Raw genomic sequence first — 21252 nt, forward strand, 5'->3', positions numbered from 1 at the left:
CGTAGCGTCGAGGGCCTATCGGATCGGAAGGGCCGTCGTCATCTTAACCGGACCCAAGGACATGGTGGAGTTGATCTCCTGAACGGTCGGAAGGGTCAAAAGCCTGCCAAACGCCAGTTCGCGGTAGTCCTCGACATCCCGCGTGACGATCCGCAGCAAGAAGTCGAACGGTCCCATCGTGGGATGGACCTCCATCACTTCGGGGATGCGCGACACCGCCTCGATGAACTCGTTGAGATTGCTCTGGCCGTGGGCGGAGAGCTTTACGTTGGCGAAGATGTTCGTGCGCAGGCCGAGCCTTTCCGCGGAAAGGCGGGTGACCTGATCGACGATATAGCCTTCCTCCTTCAAACGGGTGAGGCGGCGCCAGCAGGGCGATTGCGACATGCCCACATGCTCGGCCAGCTCCGCTGTGGTCATCGGCGGATTGCGCTGGATGGTGTCCAGAATTTTCAGATCGGTTTCATCGAGGTCGTTCAGAAAGGCCATGAGAATCTCGCGGCTAGGCAATCATCGTTCGACGTCATTGATCCAATCTTGTGGCGAGTTTCGCAATACGAAGCGGAAAAAATGCTCGATCGCGCATCCGCCAATGCGTTTGGGTCGACATATCGTTCCAAATAGATAATCCAATTTCTGACATCAGAAGGCAGATTGGGGCACCTCATTCAGTGGCCCGTCATGAAAAATCGCCCCACGCTTCGCCTACACATCCCAGAACCGGCCGCCCGGCCTGGCGATGCGCCCTCGTTCGATCGTGCGCTGATCCCGTCGGCCGGAGCCACGCGACGGCCCGAGACCAACGCTCTCGAAGCGGAGATGCGCGATCTGCCCTTCGGCTTGGTTCGTGTCCTCGACGATGCGGGCGAGGCCACGGGGCCCTGGAATCCCAATCTCTCGACGAGCACGCTACTGGCGGGACTTCGCGCCATGCTGCTGACGCGTGTGTTCGACGAGCGACTGTTTCGCGCGCATCGTCAGGGCAAGACCAGCTTCTACATGAAGTCGACCGGGGAGGAGGCGATCGGTGCGGCGCAGTCCTTGTTCCTGGACCGTGACGACATGTGTTTCCCGACCTATCGCGTGCTCAGCTGGTTGATGGCGCGCAACTACCCGCTGATCGATCTGTGCAATCAGATCTTCTCCAACGAGAAGGATCCGCTGAAGGGGCGCCAGCTTCCGATCCTCTATTCGGCGCGGAAATACGGGTTCTATTCCCTGTCAGGCAATGTCGGCAGCCGCTTTGGTCACGCCGTCGGCTGGGCCATGGCCTCGGCGTTCAAGGGCGGCGATTCCATCGCGCTGGCCTATATCGGCGAAGGCACAACGGCCGAAGGCGACTTCCACGAGGCCCTGACCTTCGCCAGTGTCTACAAGGCGCCGGTCATCCTGTGCGTGACCAACAACCAATGGGCTATCTCCAGTTTTTCGGGCATCGCCGGGGCCAATGAAACCACCTTCGCGGCCAAGGCGCTTGCCTATGGCCTGCCGGGGCTTCGGGTCGACGGCAACGACTTTCTGGCCATCTGGGCGGCCACTGAATGGGCGGCCGAACGGGCGCGCCAGAACCTCGGCGCCACGCTGATCGAGCTCTACACCTATCGCGCGTCTGGCCATTCGACCTCGGACGATCCGACCAAATATCGACCGGCCGACGAAGCCGAGGCCTGGCCTCTGGGAGACCCGCTCGACCGCCTGAAGACGCACCTCATCGCGCTCGGCGCCTGGGACGAGGAGCGCCACGCGGCCCTGGCGGCCGAACTGGACGCCGAGGTGCGCGCAGCGGTCAAGGAGGCAGAGGCGGTCGGCACGCTCGGCAAGTCCAAGCCGAGCGTGAAGGAAATGTTCGAGGGCGTCTTCAAGGACCCCGACTGGCGCGTCACTGAACAGCGCCGCGAGCTGGGGATCTGACGCCATGCCCACCATGAATATGATCCAGGCGCTGAACTCCGCGCTCGACGTCGTCCTGACCGAGGACCCCGACACCCTGATCTTTGGCGAGGACGTCGGCTATTTCGGTGGCGTGTTTCGCGTCACCGACGGGCTTCAGAAGAAGCACGGCCTGACCCGCTGCTTTGACGCCCCGATATCCGAAGGCGGCATCGTCGCCGCGGCGATCGGCATGGGGGCCTATGGCTTGCGCCCAATCCCCGAAATTCAATTCGCCGACTACATTCTACCAGCCTTCGATCAGCTAGTGTCGGAAGCCGCGCGCCTGCGCTATCGTTCGAATGGCGAATTTTGGGCTCCGATCACGGTGCGCTCGCCGTATGGCGGCGGGATCTTTGGCGGCCAGACCCACAGCCAGTCGCCCGAAGCGATCTTCGCCCATATTACCGGCCTGAAGACCGTCATCCCGTCCAATCCCTACGACGCCAAGGGTCTTTTGATCGCATCGATCGAGGACGATGATCCGGTGATCTTCCTGGAGCCGAAGAGGCTCTACAACGGACCATTCGACGGACGTCACGACCAGGCGCTGAAGACCTGGGCCGGCGATCCGAAGGCCGAGGTCCCCGCCGAACGCTACACCGTGCCACTCGGCAAGGCCGCGATCGTGCGCGAGGGACGCGAGGCCACCGTGTTGGCTTATGGCACGATGGTCCACGTCGCCTTGGCCGGGATCGAAGACAGCGGCGTGGACGCCGAACTGATCGACTTGCGCTCCATCGTGCCGCTCGACGTTGAGGCGATCGTGGCCTCGGTCAAGAAGACCGGACGATGTGTCATCCTTCACGAGGCCTCGCGGTTCGGGGGCTTCGGCGGAGAGCTGTCGGCCCTGGTTCAGGAGCGCTGCTTCTACCACCTCAAGAGCGCCGTGCGCCGGGTCGCGGGTTGGGACACGCCTTATCCGCACGCGTTCGAGTGGGACTATTTCCCGGGACCGGCGCGACTGGCCGCGGCGCTCAAAAGCGCGATGGAGGACTAGGCCATGGGGCGCTATCTGTTCCGCTTGCCCGATATCGGCGAAGGCGTCGCCGAGGCCGAGATCGTCGCCTTGCTCGTCAAGATCGGGGACAAGGTCGAGGAAGACCAGAACGTGGCCGAGGTGATGACCGACAAGGCCACGGTCGAACTAAGCTCGCCCGTCGCGGGCGTTGTAACCGCCGTTCATGGCGACATTGGCGGCATGATGCCCGTCGGCGCCGTACTGATCGAATTCGACAGCGAGGCAGGCGAGGCTGAGCCTATCGCCGTTCCAGCGGCTTCTCCCGCCGCGCCGGTTTCCGCCAAGGCGAGCGCGCCGTCCGCCCCCGAACCCACGCGGACCGCGCCGGTTGCGCCGCCGCGTCCGGCCGCTTCGTCCGGCCGCCCGGCTGGAGAGGCGCCGCTTGCCGCGCCCTCGACCCGCCGGCGCGCGCTCGATCTGGGCGTGACGCTCGCCCAAGTGCCTGGCAGCGGCCCTGGCGGCCGGATCACGCCCGACGATCTGGACGCCTTCCTGGCGTCCGATGGAAAGAGCGTCGGCGCCTCGGGTCTGGTTGCCCGCACCGGCGTCCAGGACACGCGTATCATCGGTCTGCGCCGCAAGATCGCTGAGAAGATGCAAGAGGCCAAGCGCCGCATTCCGCACATCAACTATGTCGAGGAATGCGACCTGACGGAGCTGGAGGCGCTGCGGCTCGACCTCAACGAACACCGCGCTGAAGATCAGCCCAAGCTGACGCTGTTGCCGTTCATCATGCGAGCGATGGTCAAGGCATTGCCGGATTTTCCTCAGGTCAACGCGCTCTATGACGACGATAACGGCGTGCTGCGCGCTCACCAGGGCGTGCACATCGGCATCGCCACCCAGACGCCGAACGGCCTGATTGTTCCGGTCGTGCGCCACGCCGAAGCGCGAGACCTTTGGGATTGCGCCCGTGAGGTCGCCCGGTTGGCCAAGGCCGTCCGCGACGGCTCGGCGTCGCGCGACGAGCTCTCTGGATCGACCATCACGCTCACCAGCATGGGACCCCTGGGCGGCATCGTCTCGACGCCGGTCATCAACCATCCCGAGGTCGCCATCCTCAATCCCAACAAGCTGGTGGATCGACCGATGGTTCAAGGCTCGTTCGTCACCATCCGCAAGATGATGAACCTCTCCTCGGCCTTCGATCACCGCATCGTCGACGGCTACGACGCCGCCCTGTTCGTCCAGCGCGTGAAGCGGCTGCTCGAACATCCCGCCCTGATCTTCATGGACTGATGCGATGACCGAGACTCTCAGACCCAAGGTCCTGGTCATCGGCGGCGGCCCGGGCGGCTACGTGGCGGCCATCCGCGCCGGCCAGCTGGGGCTGGACACGGTGCTCGTCGAAAGCGGTCGGTTGGGCGGCGCCTGCCTGACGCGGGGCTGCATTCCGTCCAAGGCCCTGATCCATGCGGCCGGTCTCTATGAAGAGGCGGTAATGGCGAGCGCCGAGACGGGGAGGTTCGGCATTCACTTGAATCAGGCGCCGACCTTGCGGTTCGAGGAGACCGTCGGGTGGAAGGACGCGATCGTTGATCGGCTCAGCGGCGGCGTCGGCGGATTGCTGCGCAAGGCCAAGGTGAAGTCCGTGGTCGGTTGGGCGAGTTTCTCCGACGCCAAGACCTGCACCGTCGAAACCCCCGAAGGGCCGGTCACGATCCGGCCGGAGCACGTGATCCTGGCGACCGGTGCGACCGCCGTCGAGCTGCCGTTCCTGCCCTTTGGGGGCCGGGTGATCTCCTCGACCGAGGCGCTGTCGCTGCCCGAGGTCCCAGCGACCCTGGCCGTGGTCGGGGGCGGCTATATCGGCCTGGAACTGGGGATCGCGTTCGCCAAGCTGGGCTCGAAGGTCACGATCATCGAGGCAATGGATCGGCTCCTACCTCTCTACGACGCCCAGTTGACTGCGCCCGTGGCGCGTTGGCTCGAAAAGCATGGCGTCACGGTCTATCTCGGCGCGAAGGCCCTGGGTCAGGACCAGGAGGGCCTGCTGATCCAGACGGCGGGGGGCGAGCGCCAACTGGTCGTGCCGGCCGAGCGCATCCTCGTGACCGTGGGCCGCAAGCCCCAAACCGAGGGCTGGGGGCTCGACCAAATGGCGCTGGCGATGGACGGGCCATTCGTAAGGGTCGATGAGCGCTGTGCGACGTCCACCACCAACGTCTGGGCGATCGGCGATTTGGTCGGGGAGCCCATGTTGGCCCACAAGGCGTCAGCCCAGGGCGAGATGGTCGCCGAGATCATCGCGGGCCGCCGGCGCCGGTTCGAACCGGTCGCCATCGCGGCGGTGTGTTTCACCGAGCCGGAGATCGTCAGCGTTGGGCTGACGCCCGATCAGGCTCCTGAAGGCGTCGAGACCGTCGTGGGTCAATTCCCGTTCCAGGCCAATGGCCGCGCGCTGTCGATGCAGGCTGGGGACGATGGCGGCTTTGTTCGGATCCTGGCGCGCAAGTCCGATCATCGGATCCTCGGCATTCAGGCCGTCGGCCGCCACTGTTCGGAATTGGCCGGGGAGTTCGCCACCCTGATGGAAGTGGGCGGCGTCCTGGAGGACGTCGCCGGCGTCATCCATGTCCATCCCACCCTGGGCGAGGCCATCCACGAGAGCGCCCTTAAGGCGCTCGGTCACGCCATTCACATTTGACGCCCGGAACCTGATCATGAGCATTCCCTTCGCGCCCCAGTCGATGGAGTTCGGCTTGGGCGAAACCGTCGATATGATCCGCGATACGACCGCGCGCTGGGCCGCCGACCGGCTGGCGCCGCGCGCCGCCGAGATCGACGAAACCAACACCTTCGCGCGCGACCTGTGGCCCGAGATGGGCGCGCTGGGCCTGCATGGCGTCACGGTCGAGGAAGAGTTCGGCGGCCTGGGCCTAGGCTATCTCGAGCACGTCGTGGCCATGGAGGAAGTGTCGCGCGCCTCGGCCTCGATCGGACTGAGCTACGGCGCTCACTCCAATCTCTGCGTCAATCAGATTCGGCGCTGGGGCACGCCCGAACAGAAGCGCAGATACCTGCCCAAGCTGATTTCAGGCGAACACCTTGGATCGCTGGCCATGTCGGAGGCCGGTTCGGGATCGGACGTCATGTCCATGCGGACGCGAGCCGAGAAGAGGGGCGACCGCTACGTGCTGAACGGCACGAAATTCTGGATCACCAATTCTCCGACCGCGGACACCCTGGTCGTCTATGTGCGCACGGGGGAGGGGAGCGGTGGCGTCACGACCTTCCTGATCGAGAAGGGGATGAAGGGCTTCAGCGTTTCCAAGAAGCTCGACAAGATGGGCATGCGCGGGTCGGACACCGCCGAGCTGGTGTTTGAGGACTGCGAGGTCCCGGAGGAAAACGTCATGGGTCCCGTCGGCGGCGGGGCGGGGATCTTGATGAGCGGCCTCGACTACGAGCGTACGGTCCTGTCCGGCGGCCCGCTCGGTATCATGCAGGCGGCCCTCGACGTGGTCCTGCCCTACATCCGCGAAAGAAGGCAATTCGGCAAGGCGATCGGTTCATTCCAGCTGATGCAGGCCAAGGTCGCCGACATGTACGTCGCCCTAAACTCGGCCCGAGCCTACGTCTATGCGGTGGCGCGGGCCTGCGACGCGGGCAAGACCACGCGCTTCGACGCGGCGGGGGCGATTTTGCTGGCTTCGGAGAACGCCGTGAAGGTCAGCCTGGAGGCTGTGCAGGCTTTGGGCGGCGCCGGCTACACTAAGGAGTGGCCCGTCGAACGGCTCGTTCGGGACGCGAAGCTCTATGACATCGGCGCCGGCACCAACGAGATTCGCCGTTTCCTGATCGGCCGGGAGCTGCTGGGCTCGTGAGCGCGCCGGTCCTGACATCGTCGCTCTCGCCCCAGAGCGACACGTTCTTGGCCAATGCGCGCCATAACCGCGCTCTGGTCGACGCCCTCCGCGCCGCTGTCGGCAAGGCAAGCCTGGGCGGAGACGCGCGCGCTCGAGAGCGCCATGTCTCTCGCGGCAAGCTGCTGCCGCGCGACCGCGTCGATCGGCTCCTGGACCCCGGGTCGCCTTTCCTGGAGATCGGCCAGTTGGCCGCCAACGGCATGTACGCGACCGCCGCGGACGCCGAAGGCGCGCCAGGCGCTGGGATGATCTGCGGCATTGGCCGAGTGGCGGGGCGCCAGGTGATGATCGTCTGCAATGACCCGACCGTGAAGGGCGGCGCCTATTTTCCGATGACGGTGAAGAAGCACCTGCGCGCCCAGGAGATCGCCGAGCAGAACTATCTGCCCTGCGTCTATCTGGTCGACAGCGGCGGCGCCAACCTGCCCCATCAGGCCGAAGTGTTCCCCGACCGCGAGCACTTTGGCCGCATCTTCTTCAACCAGGCGAACATGTCCGCCAAGGGCATCCCGCAGATCGCCTGTGTCATGGGCTCCTGCACCGCCGGCGGCGCCTATGTCCCAGCGATGAGCGACGAAACGGTCATCGTCCGTAACCAGGGCACCATCTTTCTCGCCGGGCCGCCGCTGGTGAAGGCGGCCACGGGCGAGGTCATCTCGGCCGAGGATTTGGGCGGGGCCGACACCCACGGGCGCAAATCCGGCGTCGTCGATCATGTCGCCGACAATGACGAGCACGCCCTGACCATCGTTCGCGACATCGTCTCGACCCTGCCGCCGCAGGCCACGCCGCCGATCAACCTTTCGGCCGTACAGCCGCCGAAATACGCGGCCGAGGAGCTTTATGGCGTGACGCCGCAGGATGTGCGCGCCCCCTACGATGTGCGCGAGGTGATCGCCCGGATCGTCGACGGCTCGGCGTTCCATGAGTTCAAGGCGCTGTACGGCGCGAGCCTGGTCTGCGGCTTCGCCCACATCTGGGGCCTGCCCGTGGCGATCCTGGCCAACAACGGCGTCCTGTTCTCCGAAAGCGCCCAGAAGGGCGCGCACTTCATCGAGCTGGCCTGTCAGCGCAAAGTCCCGCTGTTGTTCCTGCAGAACATCTCGGGCTTCATGGTCGGCGGCAAGTACGAAGCCGAGGGCATTGCCAAGCATGGCGCCAAGCTGGTCACGGCCGTGGCCACGGCCAGCGTGCCGAAGATCACCGTCCTGATCGGGGGCTCGTTCGGCGCTGGCAATTACGGCATGTGCGGTCGGGCCTACAGTCCGCGTTTCCTGTTCACCTGGCCCAATTCGCGGATTTCGGTGATGGGCGGCGAACAGGCCGCCAGCGTGCTGGCCACCGTCCACCGCGACGCGGCCAAGTGGACGCCCGAGGAGGCCGAGGCCTTCAAGGCGCCGATCCGTCAAAAGTACGAAGACGAGGGCAACCCCTACTACGCGACCGCCCGGCTGTGGGACGACGGCATCATCGACCCGGCTCAAACGCGCGACGTGCTGGGGCTGGCCTTGGCCGCCACGCTGAACGCGCCCCTGCCCGAACGCCCCGCGTTCGGTGTGTTCCGGATGTGACGTCCATGATCGAGTCCCTGCTTATCGCCAATCGCGGCGAGATCGCCTGTCGCATCATCCGGACGGCCCGGGCGTTGGGCGTGCGCACCATCGCGGTCTATTCCGACGCTGACGGCGCGGCCCTGCATGTCCGGCTCGCCGACGAGGCCGTGCATATCGGCCCGTCGCCGGCTCGAGAATCCTATCTGCTTGGCGAGCGCATCATCGCCGCCGCCAAAGCGACCAGGGCCCAGGCCATTCACCCAGGCTATGGCTTCCTGTCTGAGAACGCCGACTTCGCCGATGCGGTGCAGGCCGCTGGCCTGATATGGGTCGGCGCGCCCGCGTCTTCGATCCGGGCCATGGGTCTCAAGGATTCGGCCAAGGCGTTGATGCTCGCCGCTGGCGTGCCCGTGACCCCCGGCTACATGGGCGACAACCAAGATCCCGACCACCTCAGAGCACAGGCCGACGCCATCGGCTATCCGGTCCTGATCAAGGCCGTCGCGGGCGGCGGCGGCAAGGGTATGCGCAAGGTCGAGGCCTCCGCCGAGTTCCTCGATATGCTCGCCTCATGCAAGCGGGAGGCGACCGCGTCGTTCGGTGATGATCGGGTCCTGATCGAGAAGTTCATCCTGTCGCCGCGGCACATCGAGGTACAGGTCTTTGGCGACACTCACGGCGACGTCGTGCACCTGTTCGAACGCGACTGCTCCTTGCAGCGACGCCATCAGAAGGTGATCGAGGAAGCGCCTGCGCCGGGCATGACGGCCGATGTACGCCAAGCCGTCTGCGCGGCGGCGGTAAAGGCGGCCAAGGCCGTCGACTACGTTGGGGCCGGCACGATCGAGTTCATCGCCGACGCCTCGGACGGCCTGCGGTCCGACCGCATCTGGTTCATGGAAATGAACACACGGCTGCAAGTCGAGCATCCGGTGACCGAGGCGATCACGGGTCAGGACTTGGTCGAGTGGCAACTGCGGGTCGCCTCGGGCGAGCGCCTTCCCAAGCGCCAGCACGAACTGCAGATCGCCGGCTGGTCCATGGAGGCGCGCCTCTACGCCGAGAACCCGACCGCCGGCTTCCTGCCTTCCACGGGGCCGCTGACAAGGCTGCGGCTGCCCGGCGATATCCGCATCGACACGGGGGTTCACGAAGGCGGTGAAGTCACGCCGTTCTACGATCCGATGATCGCCAAGCTGATCGTCCATGCGCCGACGCGCCAGGCGGCGGCCGCCAAGCTCGCCGCCGCCGCCGGTCAGGTTCAAGTCTGGCCCGTCCGTACGAACGCCGCCTTCCTGGCGCGGGCGGCGGCCGATGACGACTTCGTGGCCGGCAGAGTCGATACGGGCTTCATCGAGCGCGGCCTGTCCGCCCTGGTTCCAGCCGCCGAACCCTCCGCAGCGATCCAGGCGGAAGCCGCCTCGGCGCTCCTTTCGGCGCCCATGGGCCGCCCTTGGATTGACCTGACCGGCTTTCGAGCCAATGGGCCAGCTCAGCGCCGCGTCGCGGTCGACGTGGCGGGCTCTATTCAGCTTGCCGAGCCTGCGCCGGAGGCCAGAGGCCAGGTTACGTCGATCGATGGGCGCGACGTCCTGTTCCTCGACGGCGAAGCCTGGTCCATCGGTCCAGGCCGCGTGGACGGCGTCGGCGACGGCCGCGCGTCAGACGGCGCGATCCTCAGCCCCATGCCTGGGAGGGTGATCGCGGTTGATGTCGAAGCGGGGCAGACGGTGTTGCGTGGCCAGAAGCTTCTGACGCTGGAGGCCATGAAAATGGAACACGGCATGATCGCGCCTTTCGATGGCGTCGTTCGCACGCTGGTGGTCAAGGCCGGCGACCAGGTCGGGGAGGGGGCGCTGCTGGCGCGCATCGAGACGGGGGCGGACTGATGGCTGGGCGCCACTTCGAGGACTGGACCATCGGCGACCGCATGGCGCATGACATCCGCCGCACCGTGACCGAGACGGACAACCTCCTGTTTTCGGTCATGACCCACAATCCGCAACCGTTGCATCTGGACGCCGAGGCGGCCAGGGCGAGCGAATTTGGCCGTATCCTCGTCAACGGCACCTTCACCTTCGCCCTGATGGTCGGCCTTTCTGTGGGCGACACGACGCTGGGGACGCTTGTCGCCAACCTCGGATACGACACGCTGGTCATGCCCGCGCCGGTGTTCATCGGCGACACCCTGCGCGCCGAGACGGAGGTCGTGGGGCTCAAGGACAGTCGATCGCGACCCCTCGCCGGTCTGGTGACCTTCGCGCACAAGCTGCTGAACCAGCGTGACGAGGTCGTTTGTTCGTGCCAGCGCACGGCTCTCGTGGCTCGACGCCCATGAAATTGCGATCACTCCTATTCGTCCCCGGCGACCGGCCGGAGCGCTTCGACAAAGCCGCCGCCTCCGGCGCCGATGCGATCATCCTTGATCTTGAGGACGCCGTGGCGCCGGCGCGAAAGGCCTTCGCCCGGCAGGCGGTCGCCGACTATTTGGCCGCGGCCGTCGGTGGTGTCGTTCACTTAGTCCGCATCAATCCGGTGGACAGCCCATGGCTCCGAGCCGACCTGCAAACCGCGGCGGCAAGCCAGGGACTGGTCCTGCCCAAGGCCGAAGGCGTTGAGACCTTTGACCGCCTGGATGCGGCCGCAAAGGATCTGTCGCTGCCGCCGATCCTGCCGATCGCGACGGAAACCCCTTTGGCCGTGTTCCGAATGGCCGAGTACGTCCGCTTCGCCGATCGTCTGCTCGGGCTGACCTGGGGGGCCGAGGACCTGCCCGCCGCCATAGGGGCTGCCGGAAGCCGCGACGCCGCGGGGCTGCTCACCGCGCCCTACCAATTGGTCCGCACGCTCAGCTTGTTCGCCGCCCACGCCGCCAAAACCCTGGCGATCGAAACGGTCTATCCAAACATCCGCGATCTGGACGGCCTGGCCGCCTACGCCGCAAGGGGCGCCTTCGATGGCTTCTCGGGCATGATGGCGATCCATCCGTCTCAGGTCGAAGCCATAAACCTGGCGTTCACGCCGACCGCCGAGGCGCTTGATCAAGCCCGATCGGTTGTCGCGGCTTTTGCCGAGACGCCTGGCGCCGGCGCGGTGCAATGGAACGGACGCATGTTGGATGCGCCTCATCTCAAGCAGGCCCTACGTCTTCTTGGCGAGGCGTGAGGATGGGTCCAGATAGGCGTCTCGGAACATCAGCAGGCGCCGTGCCGGTCGGGACGCCGAAGACGCCGCGGGCGCTTGCGTCCGCCGGCGCGATGGCGGCGCAAACTATGAAAGGCGAGTCATGAGCACGGTTATCATCGGGGCGGGTCATGCGGGAGGCGCCGCCGCCGCCGTTCTTCGACAGCTCGGCCATGACCAGCCCATCATTCTGATCGGTGAGGAGCCTCACCCGCCCTATCAGCGCCCGCCGCTTTCGAAAGGGTGGCTTAAGGGCGAGGTTGGCGAGGATGGTCTGCTGCTTCGGCCCCGCGCGTGGTACGCCGAAAATCAAGTCGAGCTGCGAACCTCGACCCGCGTGGTGAACATCGATCGCCAGGCGCGACAGCTGACGATGTCGACCGACGACACCCTCTCCTACGACACTTTGATCCTGGCGACGGGCTCGCGGGCGCGAAAGCTGGTGTTGCCCGGCAGCGATCTGAAGGGCTTCCTAGAACTGCGCACGATCGAGGACGCCGAAGCCATCAAGGCCTGGTTCCGTCCGGGCTTTCAGCTTGCGATCATCGGCGGCGGCTATGTCGGCCTGGAGGTCGCGGCCTCAGCGCGCCAGCTGGGCGCCGAGGTCGACGTGCTCGAGCGCGAAGACCGCCTTTTGGCCCGGGTCGCGGGGCCGGTGATGTCGTCGTTCTTTCGCGACGTTCACGAGCAGAATGGCGTCCGTTTTCACTTTGGCGTTGCGGTCGAAGGATACGAGGGGCTGGATGGGCACGTGTCGGGGGTGAGGCTTTCAGGTCGGCCGCCGCTCCATTGCGATGCGGTGTTGGTTGGCGTCGGCGCCGTTCCAAACGATGACTTGGCGGCGGCTGCGGGCTTGGCGTGTGATGATGGCGTGATCGTGGATGGCCGAGCGCGGACCTCGGATTCGCGCGTCTTCGCCATCGGTGACGTGACGCGTCGGCCCATGACGTTCTACGACAGGACCTTGCGTCTGGAGAGCGTGCCCAATGCGCTGGAACAGGCGCGCCAAGCCGCCGCCGCCATCGTCGGCGCGCCCGAGCCAAAGCCCGAGACGCCGTGGTTCTGGTCCGATCAATACGACATCAAGCTGCAGATCGGCGGCATGCCGTTCGACGTCGACGCGGTAGTTTTGCGCGGCGATCCGGCGGCGCGCAAGTTCTCGCTGTTTCACCTCTCCAAGGGTCGTGTCCAGGCGGTGGAGGCGATCAACAGCCCGCCGGAATTCATGGTCGGTCGCCAATGGCTGGCGTCGCGGCGCGAGGTGGATCCCGCTCGCCTGGCTGACGTCTCGATCCCAATCAAAGAAGTCTAGCGCCACCCGCGCCGGGCGCTTGAAAGCTCGGCTTCCGCCGGAATAGAATTCTTATATTAGAATCGAATTCTCGCATCGACGTCGCGATGCGTGGGGAGAGCCATCAAATGAAGATCGGGATCAGCGGCGCGGGCGGCAAGCTCGGGGCCGGCGTCGTGGATGAGCTTCTGCGCCGCGGCGGCCATGACGTCGTGGGCATATCGCGCACGCCGTCGAACCTCTCCGCGCCCGAAACGCGGTTCGGCGACTATGATCAGCCGGAAAGCCTTACAGCCGCCTATGCCGGCCTTGACCGTCTGCTGATCATTCCAACGACAGCGCTCGCGCCTGGCCAACGCGCCAGGCAGAATATCGCGGCGATCGACGCGGCGAACCGAGCCGGTGTCGCGCACATCGCCTTCATGTCCTCGTCCGGCGCGAGGGCCAGGCCCGAGCCGGACGTCTGGGCTTCGTACTTCGCCACCGAGCAGCATCTGATGCGCACCGCGGCGCGCTGGAGCGTTCTGCGAATGAACTACTATATCGAATCCTTCGCGGACGAGGCGCGGCGGGCGCTCGATCAGGGCGCCCTCGTCGGGCTTGGTGAAAGCAGGGTCGCCTTCGTCTCGCGCGCGGACCTTGCCGCCGCCGCGGCCGGACTCCTGGCAGGGGCCGGACACGAGGGCGCCATCTACACCGGGACCGGCCCGCGGACATGGTCGGTCGCCGAGCGTCTGGACTTGATCGTCAGGCTCAGCGGAAAGCCGTTGGCCTCAACAGTGCTGACCCCCGAGGCGTTGCGCGCCGGCCTGAGCCAGAGCGGTCTTCCGCCGCATGTTGTCGAGGTCGCGCTGTCCATTCGGCAAGGCTTCGTCGATGGCGGTTTCGACATTGTCACCGGCGATATCGAAAGACTTGCTGGGCGTCCGCCGCAAGCCATGGAAGACGCCCTCCGCGACGCCTTCTAGGGCGCCGATCGCCTTCGATCGACAAACCGTTCAGGGCGTGTCGGGACGATCCGCGGACATCTGAGCGCGATGCCGCTCGAAATGATCCGGTCGCCTCTCGACCCAGACCCCTTCGGCCGTGGCCCGATCCTGGTGCTCGTCCTCGAGGCGCAACGCGCCCGCCATGGTGATACGCCGTCCCTCACGCGACAGGACCCGCGTCCTTAGGACGAGCGGCCGCGCAACCGGGACGGGCATGAGGAAGCTGACCGAGAGCGTGGCGGTCACACTCTTGACGCCGCGATGGGTCAGAAAACGGCCCAGGACATCGTCGAAAACGCCGGCGATCCAGCCGCCGTGCGCAACTTCCGGACCGCCGTCGAAATCGGCGGGACATTGTACGAATGCCACGCCCTCTTCGGGAGACGTGGCGTTAAATAGGTCGGCCCCGAACCGGCAGCTTCTGTCCCCGACCCGGCAGCCCCTGCAGAGCGCGATGCGTTCATCAACCAAGGCTTACCCTTCCAAAGGTTTTCGGATCGCGCTATGCGAAACGTCATTTGAATATCAGAATGTATGGAAGCGTCCCGCCGCAGCGCTGATGTTTCGCTTTCAGTATGATTCTGATAGTGAATTGCTTGAATTTGGCGGTGTTCGTCGAAGATGGAGTGCGCATGGCGCGATCAGCAGTGGGCACGGTCTCCCGCGACGATGGGGAGAGCCTTGACGGAGGGGGGGGCGACCTTTCCGAAAAGACGGTGATCGTCAAACCCGCGGCCAATGCGATCCGTATCCTGAAATTCCTGGTCGAATCGGGCGGGCCGACACGGTCGGTGACCATCTCGCGGAGCCTTGGGCTCAACGCCAGCACCTGCTTCAACATCCTTCGCACTCTGGTGCTGGAGGATGTCGTCGAGTTCGATCCGCTCACCAAGACCTATACCGTGGGCGTTGGTTTGACGACGCTGATGGGCAATCTGTTGACCGAGGGTCAACGTGTGGCGACCGCCACGCCGCAGATGCGCGACCTGGCCGATCGCTTCAACATCACCGTGACCCTGTGGAAGCGACTGGGGCCCGACAAGATCATTCTGGTCAAGAGCGTGCCGAGCCCGGCGAACGTTCGCATTGAAATGGCCGAAGGCCAGCGACTGCCTGTGCTCATGGCCTCGACGGGCCGGATCATGGCGCCGCACCTGGGCTGGACGCGAAAGGACCTGAAGACCGCGTTCAAGGCTCTGCGTTGGCAGACACCCCTGACCTTCGAGGACTACTGGGAACAGGTGGAGGCCGCCGAGAGGCGCGGCTGGGCCAGCGACCCGGGCTACTTCACCAAAGGCGTGCAGACCATCGCCGCGCCGGTGTTTGACCGAACCGGCGATGTGGCCTTCAGCATCGTTGGGGTGATGCTGCTCGGCCAGTATGAAGACGCCGCGCTCGAAGAGATTGGCACTGCCCTGCGCGACGCTGGCCGGCGCCTGACCAGCGCCCTGACCTGATCGCCGCGTCATCAACGATCGCCTAGGCCGGCTCTGGTCTTCCAGTCCGGCGGCGGGGCTTCATCGGCGGCGAAATCGAGCTCGACTTCGACGCCGTTCGGATCGAACAAAAACAGCTGCCAGAAGCTGAACGGGCGGGGCGTGCGGATCACCCGATAGGTTAGGCCCGCCGCGGCGATGCGCGCGGCGGCCGCCTGAAAGCCCTGCGCGAAGAAGGCCATGTGGTCCAATGCCCCTCGCCGCGGCTCGGGCATGCGCGTCGTCTCGACGATGTGCAAAAGCGGATGATCGCCGACATAGAGCCACGCTCCGCCGACGCCAAAATCGGGCCTTGGCCCCATCGTCAGCCCGAGCATGGCGTAGAAATCGAGAGTCTCGGTCAATCGGTCCGTCATGACGGTGAAGTGGTCCATGCGGACGATCATCGACTACCCCGCTTTTTTGCCGCCATGCCGAGATGACGATGGCAGGTATTTTCTAGACACTTTTGCGATTTTTGTTATAGAAAGAAATTCTGAATGGCGGTGGCGGTCCAAAAGCCCTGCCCGGTTGAGAGGCGGCGACAAGCCGCCCTTTTGGAAGCGAGGAAAGCCAGATGACAGTCGATGACATGATCCTTGTGAGCGTGGACGACCACGTCATCGAGCCGCCGAATGCCTTTACGCCACACTGGCCGCAGCACCTGAAAGGCCGCGAGCCGCACATCGAAGAGCGCGACGGTCGCGACGTCTGGATGTTCGAGGAAAAGGCCTCCGGCTACATGGGCCTCAATTCCGTCGTCGGCCGCCCGAAGGAAGAGTACGGCATGGAGCCGCTCAACTACGCGCAGATGCGCCGCGGCACGTGGGACATCAAGGCGCGCGTTGAGGATATGGACGCCAACGGCATCCTGGGTTCGATCTGCTTCCCGACGTTCCCGGGGTTCGCCGGCGCTCGGTTCCAAACCGCCTCGAAGCAGGATCCCGAGGTCGCCCTGGCGGCGATCCGGGCCTACAATGACTGGCACTTCTATGACTGGGCCGGCGCCGCGCCCGGCCGTTTCATCCCGCTTATGCTGACGCCGTTCTGGGACATGCAGGCGGCCGTCGCCGAAGTGGAGCGAATGGCGAAGCTGGGCGTCCACGCCCTGTCGTTCTCGGACAACCCGGCGCTTGCGGGCTGGCCCTCGCTGCATGACGCCTATTGGGATCCGCTCTGGAAGGCCTGCGCCGACAATCAGGTGGTTATCTGCTGCCACATCGGCACGGGCTCGGCGGCCGCGCACGCGTCGGACCTGTCGCCCATCGACGCCTGGATCACCTCGATGCCGATCTCGATCGCCAACTCGGCGGCCGACTGGATCTGGGCGCCGATGTGGAAGAAGTACCCCACGCTGAAGATGGCCCTTTCCGAAGGCGGCATCGGTTGGATTCCCTACCTGCTGGAACGCGCCGATTTCACCCACGGCCACCACAATGCCTGGACCAATTCGAATTTCGGCCCCGGCGTGATGCCCAGCGACATCTACAAGAAGCACATCATCAGCTGCTTCATCGAAGACAAGTTCGGTCTGGCCAACCTCGACTACATCGGCGAGGACATGGTCATGTACGAATGCGACTATCCGCACTCGGACTCGGTCTGGCCGCACTCGGCCGAGAAGCTGTGGAACGACGTTCAGCACCTGTCGCGTGAGACGATCGACAAGATCACCCACATCAATGCGATGCGCGAATTCTCCTATGACCCGTTCTCGGTGCTGAAGAAGGAAGATTGCACCGTCGGCGCCCTGAAGGCGGCGGCCGCGGCCGTCCCGGTTCATACTGATCCGCTGCTCGGCCTCGGGGGCGCTGCGCCCAAGCGGGAAGCCGGCAAGCCGGTGACCTCGGGCGACATCAACCGGATGTTCGCGAACGCTTCTGCGGAATCGACGGTCTCGGGCCGCCGCTAGACGGCCCGGCCGGAGATCAAGGCGCCCGCCGGAACAGCCACCGGCGGGCGTTCTTATGTCCGCTTTCCCTCGATCCAGCGCCCCGCGCGCCCGAGCAAGCGCACGGCGTTGCCATGCAGGCGTTGGCCGATATCCATCGGGGCCTTGCCGGCGCAGGCCCGCGCGTAGCTGCCTTCCAGGATCAAGGCCAGCTTGTAGCAAGCAAACACCCGGTACCAATTCAGGTTCGACAGATCCGAACCCGTCAGCCGGCCATAGACCTCAACCAGTTCCTCGGACTCCGGAAAGCCCTCCCACGGCTCGACGACGATCGTCGTCTGGCTCATGTCTCCGCCCGGACCCGGCCAGGTCGCCAGGAGCCAGCCGAGATCGACCAGGGGATCGCCGATCGTCGACAGCTCCCAGTCAATGATGGCTTCGATGACCGGCGCGTCCTGACGAAACAGCACGTTCTTGAGATGAAAGTCGCCATGCATCAGGCCGGGACGAAAGGTCCTGGGCCGATGGGCTTCCAACCAGTCGCCGATGGGGCCGACATCGGGCAGGCCGACGGCGCCGGGCCAGCCTGGGAACTCACCGTAGCTTTCAAGCTGCGTCAGCCAGCGACGCGCCTGGCGTTCCAGAAAGCCATCCGGTTTGCCGAAGTCGGCAAGGCCGACCGCCGCATAGTCGATCAGCGCGACGCGGGACAGGCCGTCAACAACCGACAGGCCCATAGCGCGCCGCGCCGCGGGCGACCCGGCGTGCAGGGGCGGCATGCCCACCGCGGCGTTGAATCCCTCAAGCGGTGCCATCAGGTAGAACGCCGCCCCGAGCACCGAGGCGTCGTCGCACGCGGCGATCAGGCCGGCGTGAGGCACGTCCGAGCCCTTGAGCGCCTTGAGCACGCGCGCCTCGCGCCTCATCGTATCGCTGCCGTCATGGCGCGGATTGGCGGGCGGACGGCGCAGGACGTACCCGCGACCGCTTCGGTTGAAGCGTAGCAGGACATTCTGCGAGCCGCCGGTTAATTGAGCGACGTCGACGATGGGGCCCGAACCCAAACCTTCGCCATCCATCCACGCGGACAGGGAGTCGAGGTCGACCAACTCGAGACCGTGGGGACGATCGATGGTCATGCGACCACCGCCCTCAGACCCGCCTCGCCGCCGGTCAGGCCAAGCTTGCTCAGCGCCGCCTGACGACGCGCGGGCAGATGGTAATCCGGAAAGAGACCCTGCGAACGCTTTCGGCCTCGCAGGAGCTGCTTGGCCAGGGTCACCTTGTGAATGTCGGTCGGTCCGTCCGCCAAACCGACCTGGAACGAGTCCAGCACCATCGCCGCCAACGGCGTCTCGTTCGACAGTCCCAGACAGCCGTGGACATAGACCGCGCGCGCGGCGATGTCGTGGAGCACCTTGGGCATGGCCGCCTTGACCGCCGAAATGTCGCCACGCACCTTGTTGTAGTCCTGCTCGCGATCGATCTTCCAGGCCGTGCGCAGGACCAGCAGGCGAAATTGCTCGAGTTCGATCCAGCTGTCGGCGATCTTCTCCTGAACCAGTTGCTTGTCGGCCAGCAGCTCGTTGCGCGTGATGCGCGACAGGGCGCGATCGCACAGCATGTCGAACGCTTGGCGGGCTTTTCCGATCGTTCTCATGGCGTGGTGAATACGACCGCCGCCCAATCGAACCTGGGCCACGACAAAGCCGGCGCCGCGGCCGCCCAGCATATGATCGAGCGGAACGGCGACATCGGTGAAGCGCAAATAGGCATGGGCCGGATCGCGATCGCCGTAGCCGACATTGCGAACGATCTCGAGCCCGGGCGCGCCCTTGGGAATGATGAAGACCGAAAGGCGTCGATGGGGAGGAGCGTCGGGCTCGGTAACGGCCATGACCAGAAAGAAACTCGCGTAGCGGGCGTTGGTGGCGAACCATTTCTCGCCGTTGAGCACCCATTGATCGCCCTTCAGGACCGCGCGGGTCGAAAAGGTCGTCGGGTCGGCGCCGCCCTGCGGTTCTGTCATCGAAAAGCAGGAGACGATGTCATTGGCGAGCAGGGGCTGGAGATAGCGCGCCTTCTGTTCGGCGGTGCCGTAGACCGCGAGAATTTCGGCGTTGCCGGAATCGGGCGCCTGGCAGCCAAAGACGGTCGGCGCGAAGATCGAGCGCCCCAGAATCTCGTTCATCAAGGCCAGCTTGACCTGGCCATAGCCAGGCCCTCCCAGCTCAGGGCCAAGGTGACAGGCCCAGAGACCCCGCGCCTTGACCTGTTGCTGCAGCGGACGAACGAAACGTTGGTTCAGGGGGTTGTCGACGTCGAATGGGCTTTGCAAGACGAGGTCGAGCGGCTCGACCTCATCGCGGACAAAGGCGTCGATCCAGGCCAACTGCTCGGCAAAATCGGGGTCGGTTTCGAAGTCCCAGGCCATTGGCCGTCTCCGTTCTTATTGGATTGTCAGGACAGGGTGCGGCCGCCATCGACGACGATCGTCTCGCCCACGATGTAGGAGGCCAGCGGAGACGCCAGGAAAAGCGCCACGCCCGCGACCTCCTTGGGAAGGCCCAGGCGCTTGAGGGGAATGCCCCTTAGGCGTTCCTGGAGGCGGTCGGGGTCGGAGGTGGTGACCGCGGTCATCTTGGTGGCGATCAGGCCCGGCGCGATGCCGTTGACGCGAATGGCGCGTCCGGCCCAGGCGTCGCCCAGCGTCCGCGTCAAATGGATCGCGCCGGCCTTGGACGCCGAATAGGCCGGATTGCCGCGCGTGGCGCGCAGGCCGCCCACCGAACTGATGATGATCAGGCTTCCGGCCCGCGCCTCGAGCGCCGGCGCCAGCTTCTGGGCGCAGGCAATAAGGCTGGTCAGGTTCACTTCCACCACGTGGCGGAAGGTGTCGGCCTCGAACTCCTTGCGCCGGTACTCCACCGCCCCTTGGGACAGGATCACGACGTCAACAGCCTCAAAAGGCGCGGTCCATTGGTCGATCGCGCCGGGCGTGGCCAGATTCAGGCTGGAAAATTCAAACGGCTCCAGGGCCGAAGCGCCATCGCCATAGGCGGCCTTGTTCGCACGAGTGCCCGTTATGGCGACTGTCGCGCCGCGCCTGGCGAACTCTTGCGCGCAGGCCAGCCCGATCCCGCTCGATCCGCCAATGACGAGCACGCGCTTTTCGGTGAAGTCGAGATCCACGAGAGGCCTAAAACGATTGAATGAAACGGTTGCTTTATTTCCCATGCCTGGGATAAACCGTCAATCCATGAAAGCCGACATCGCCAGGGACGCGATCAAGCGGGCCGCTCAGAGCCTATTCGCCGCGCGGGGCGTGGACGCTGTCTCCGTGCGCGAAATCCTGACGGCGGCCGGCCATCGCAACGGCGCGTCGCTGCATTACTATTTCGGGTCCAAAGACGACTTGGTTGAGCAGCTGGTCATCGACGGCGCGCGTCTGATCGATGAGCGCCGCAACGCCCGGCTCGATGCGCTGGAAGCCGATGGCGGGCCTCATGCGCTGCGAGACGTGATGGAGGTGCTGATCCTGCCGTCCACCGACCTCGGCGAGGGCGGAGGGGAGGGGGACTACCTGCGGTTCATCAGCACTTTCAGCCTGCAAAACCGAGTGGCTTTCGACGCCATCGTCGCTGATGGCTGGAACCGGGGCTATCAGCGGTGCCTGGATCATATCCGGCGGCTTTCCGCCTTGCCGCAGGAGATGCTCGAGCGCCGGCTGGTGTTCCTGAGCTTGGGGCTGCGCGCGATCATGACGGCGCGAGAAGCGGCGCTGGCCGCGCATCCCAATCATGCGTTCTGGGGCGCTGCTACGCTGGAGGATCTGGTCGAGACGCTCGTGGGCATGGTTACGCCCGAGCCCGGCGTCTAGGTGCGCGCGGTGCGCCGCATGGACTCGAAATGAGTCTTCCCGTTTAGAACTCAGAATGAAATTCGTGTATCAGATTTTTTCTTGCGATGTCTCCCGCCTCTGACTAGCATCGCGGCAGATCGCCCGATCGGGCAGATCCAATGGCTCCAACGGATTTCGCCACAGATGCGA

At 65.2% G+C, this 21252-nt stretch carries 20 protein-coding genes; 14 read left to right on the forward strand and 6 right to left on the reverse strand.

Annotated features, from left to right (window positions below; all coding sequences use genetic code 11):
* Positions 1 to 15: 15 nt before the first annotated feature.
* Positions 16 to 489 carry an Lrp/AsnC family transcriptional regulator gene (locus CSW63_RS00570; RefSeq protein ID WP_062099363.1) on the reverse strand — a complete coding sequence of 158 codons (474 nt, stop codon included), beginning with the start codon at positions 487 to 489 and terminating at the stop codon, positions 16 to 18.
* Between the two features lie 192 nt (positions 490 to 681).
* Here CSW63_RS00570 and CSW63_RS00575 point away from each other — a divergent pair, with 192 nt between their 5' ends.
* From CSW63_RS00575 to CSW63_RS00625, 11 genes are all read left to right on the forward strand, one after another.
* Positions 682 to 1911 carry a thiamine pyrophosphate-dependent enzyme gene (locus CSW63_RS00575; protein ID WP_062099361.1) on the forward strand — a complete coding sequence of 410 codons (1230 nt, stop codon included), beginning with the start codon at positions 682 to 684 and terminating at the stop codon, positions 1909 to 1911.
* Positions 1912 to 1915: 4 nt separating this feature from the next.
* Complete coding sequence (locus tag CSW63_RS00580) at positions 1916 to 2929, forward strand: alpha-ketoacid dehydrogenase subunit beta (RefSeq protein WP_062099359.1); 1014 nt, start codon at positions 1916 to 1918, stop codon at positions 2927 to 2929.
* A gap of 3 nt (positions 2930 to 2932) precedes the next feature.
* Positions 2933 to 4189, forward strand: a complete 1257-nt coding sequence (locus CSW63_RS00585) for a dihydrolipoamide acetyltransferase family protein (protein ID WP_099504273.1) — start codon at positions 2933 to 2935, stop codon at positions 4187 to 4189.
* Between the two features lie 4 nt (positions 4190 to 4193).
* Positions 4194 to 5597: a dihydrolipoyl dehydrogenase gene (gene lpdA, locus CSW63_RS00590; protein ID WP_099504275.1), complete on the forward strand. Its 1404-nt coding sequence runs from the start codon at positions 4194 to 4196 to the stop codon at positions 5595 to 5597.
* A 16-nt stretch (positions 5598 to 5613) separates the two neighbouring features.
* A complete protein-coding gene (locus CSW63_RS00595) occupies positions 5614 to 6777 on the forward strand; it encodes an isovaleryl-CoA dehydrogenase (protein ID WP_062099353.1) in 1164 nt (387 codons plus the stop codon).
* Positions 6774 to 8390 carry a carboxyl transferase domain-containing protein gene (locus CSW63_RS00600; protein ID WP_099504277.1) on the forward strand — a complete coding sequence of 539 codons (1617 nt, stop codon included), beginning with the start codon at positions 6774 to 6776 and terminating at the stop codon, positions 8388 to 8390. The genes CSW63_RS00595 and CSW63_RS00600 overlap by 4 nt, the downstream gene beginning before the upstream one ends.
* Positions 8391 to 8395: 5 nt before the next feature.
* Positions 8396 to 10261 carry a biotin carboxylase N-terminal domain-containing protein gene (locus CSW63_RS00605; protein ID WP_099504279.1) on the forward strand — a complete coding sequence of 622 codons (1866 nt, stop codon included), beginning with the start codon at positions 8396 to 8398 and terminating at the stop codon, positions 10259 to 10261.
* Positions 10261 to 10710, forward strand: a complete 450-nt coding sequence (locus tag CSW63_RS00610) for a MaoC family dehydratase (RefSeq protein ID WP_099504281.1) — start codon at positions 10261 to 10263, stop codon at positions 10708 to 10710. Before CSW63_RS00605 ends, CSW63_RS00610 begins: the two co-directional genes overlap by 1 nt.
* A complete protein-coding gene (locus CSW63_RS00615) occupies positions 10707 to 11537 on the forward strand; it encodes a CoA ester lyase (protein WP_099504283.1) in 831 nt (276 codons plus the stop codon). Before CSW63_RS00610 ends, CSW63_RS00615 begins: the two co-directional genes overlap by 4 nt.
* A 121-nt stretch (positions 11538 to 11658) precedes the next feature.
* Entirely contained in the window at positions 11659 to 12867 is a 1209-nt protein-coding gene (locus CSW63_RS00620; RefSeq protein ID WP_099504285.1) for an NAD(P)/FAD-dependent oxidoreductase, read from the forward strand.
* Between the two features lie 107 nt (positions 12868 to 12974).
* Entirely contained in the window at positions 12975 to 13814 is an 840-nt protein-coding gene (locus CSW63_RS00625) for an NAD(P)H-binding protein (protein ID WP_099504287.1), read from the forward strand.
* A 30-nt stretch (positions 13815 to 13844) separates the two neighbouring features.
* Here CSW63_RS00625 and CSW63_RS00630 read toward each other — a convergent pair whose 3' ends face one another.
* On the reverse strand, positions 13845 to 14204 hold the full coding sequence (locus CSW63_RS00630; RefSeq protein ID WP_246842006.1) for a PaaI family thioesterase: 360 nt from the start codon (positions 14202 to 14204) through the stop codon (positions 13845 to 13847).
* A 263-nt stretch (positions 14205 to 14467) separates the two neighbouring features.
* Between CSW63_RS00630 and CSW63_RS00635 the strand changes: the two genes are divergently transcribed.
* Positions 14468 to 15292: an IclR family transcriptional regulator gene (locus CSW63_RS00635; RefSeq protein WP_099504289.1), complete on the forward strand. Its 825-nt coding sequence runs from the start codon at positions 14468 to 14470 to the stop codon at positions 15290 to 15292.
* 11 nt (positions 15293 to 15303) lie between these two features.
* Here the strand turns inward: CSW63_RS00635 and CSW63_RS00640 are convergent, their stop codons facing one another.
* Positions 15304 to 15717 (reverse strand): VOC family protein, encoded by a 414-nt coding sequence (locus tag CSW63_RS00640; RefSeq protein ID WP_062099329.1) that lies wholly within the window; start codon positions 15715 to 15717, stop codon positions 15304 to 15306.
* Between the two features lie 170 nt (positions 15718 to 15887).
* On the opposite strand from CSW63_RS00640, the gene CSW63_RS00645 reads away from it, so the two are divergent.
* A complete protein-coding gene (locus CSW63_RS00645) occupies positions 15888 to 17222 on the forward strand; it encodes an amidohydrolase family protein (RefSeq protein WP_062099327.1) in 1335 nt (444 codons plus the stop codon).
* Between the two features lie 53 nt (positions 17223 to 17275).
* Here CSW63_RS00645 and CSW63_RS00650 read toward each other — a convergent pair whose 3' ends face one another.
* From CSW63_RS00650 to CSW63_RS00660, 3 genes are read right to left on the reverse strand one after another with little or no spacing between them, the layout of a single operon-like run.
* Positions 17276 to 18340, reverse strand: coding sequence for a phosphotransferase family protein (locus CSW63_RS00650; protein ID WP_099504291.1), 1065 nt, complete (start codon positions 18338 to 18340; stop codon positions 17276 to 17278).
* A complete protein-coding gene (locus CSW63_RS00655) occupies positions 18337 to 19635 on the reverse strand; it encodes an acyl-CoA dehydrogenase family protein (protein ID WP_062099324.1) in 1299 nt (432 codons plus the stop codon). Before CSW63_RS00655 ends, CSW63_RS00650 begins: the two co-directional genes overlap by 4 nt.
* A gap of 26 nt (positions 19636 to 19661) precedes the next feature.
* Positions 19662 to 20438: an SDR family NAD(P)-dependent oxidoreductase gene (locus tag CSW63_RS00660; RefSeq protein WP_062099322.1), complete on the reverse strand. Its 777-nt coding sequence runs from the start codon at positions 20436 to 20438 to the stop codon at positions 19662 to 19664.
* On the opposite strand from CSW63_RS00660, the gene CSW63_RS00665 reads away from it, so the two are divergent.
* Complete coding sequence (locus tag CSW63_RS00665; protein ID WP_168193566.1) at positions 20410 to 21081, forward strand: TetR/AcrR family transcriptional regulator; 672 nt, start codon at positions 20410 to 20412, stop codon at positions 21079 to 21081. The genes CSW63_RS00660 and CSW63_RS00665 overlap by 29 nt on opposite strands.
* Positions 21082 to 21252: the final 171 nt, after the last annotated feature.

Source organism: Caulobacter sp. FWC26, assembly GCF_002742645.2.
Classification (GTDB): domain Bacteria; phylum Pseudomonadota; class Alphaproteobacteria; order Caulobacterales; family Caulobacteraceae; genus Caulobacter.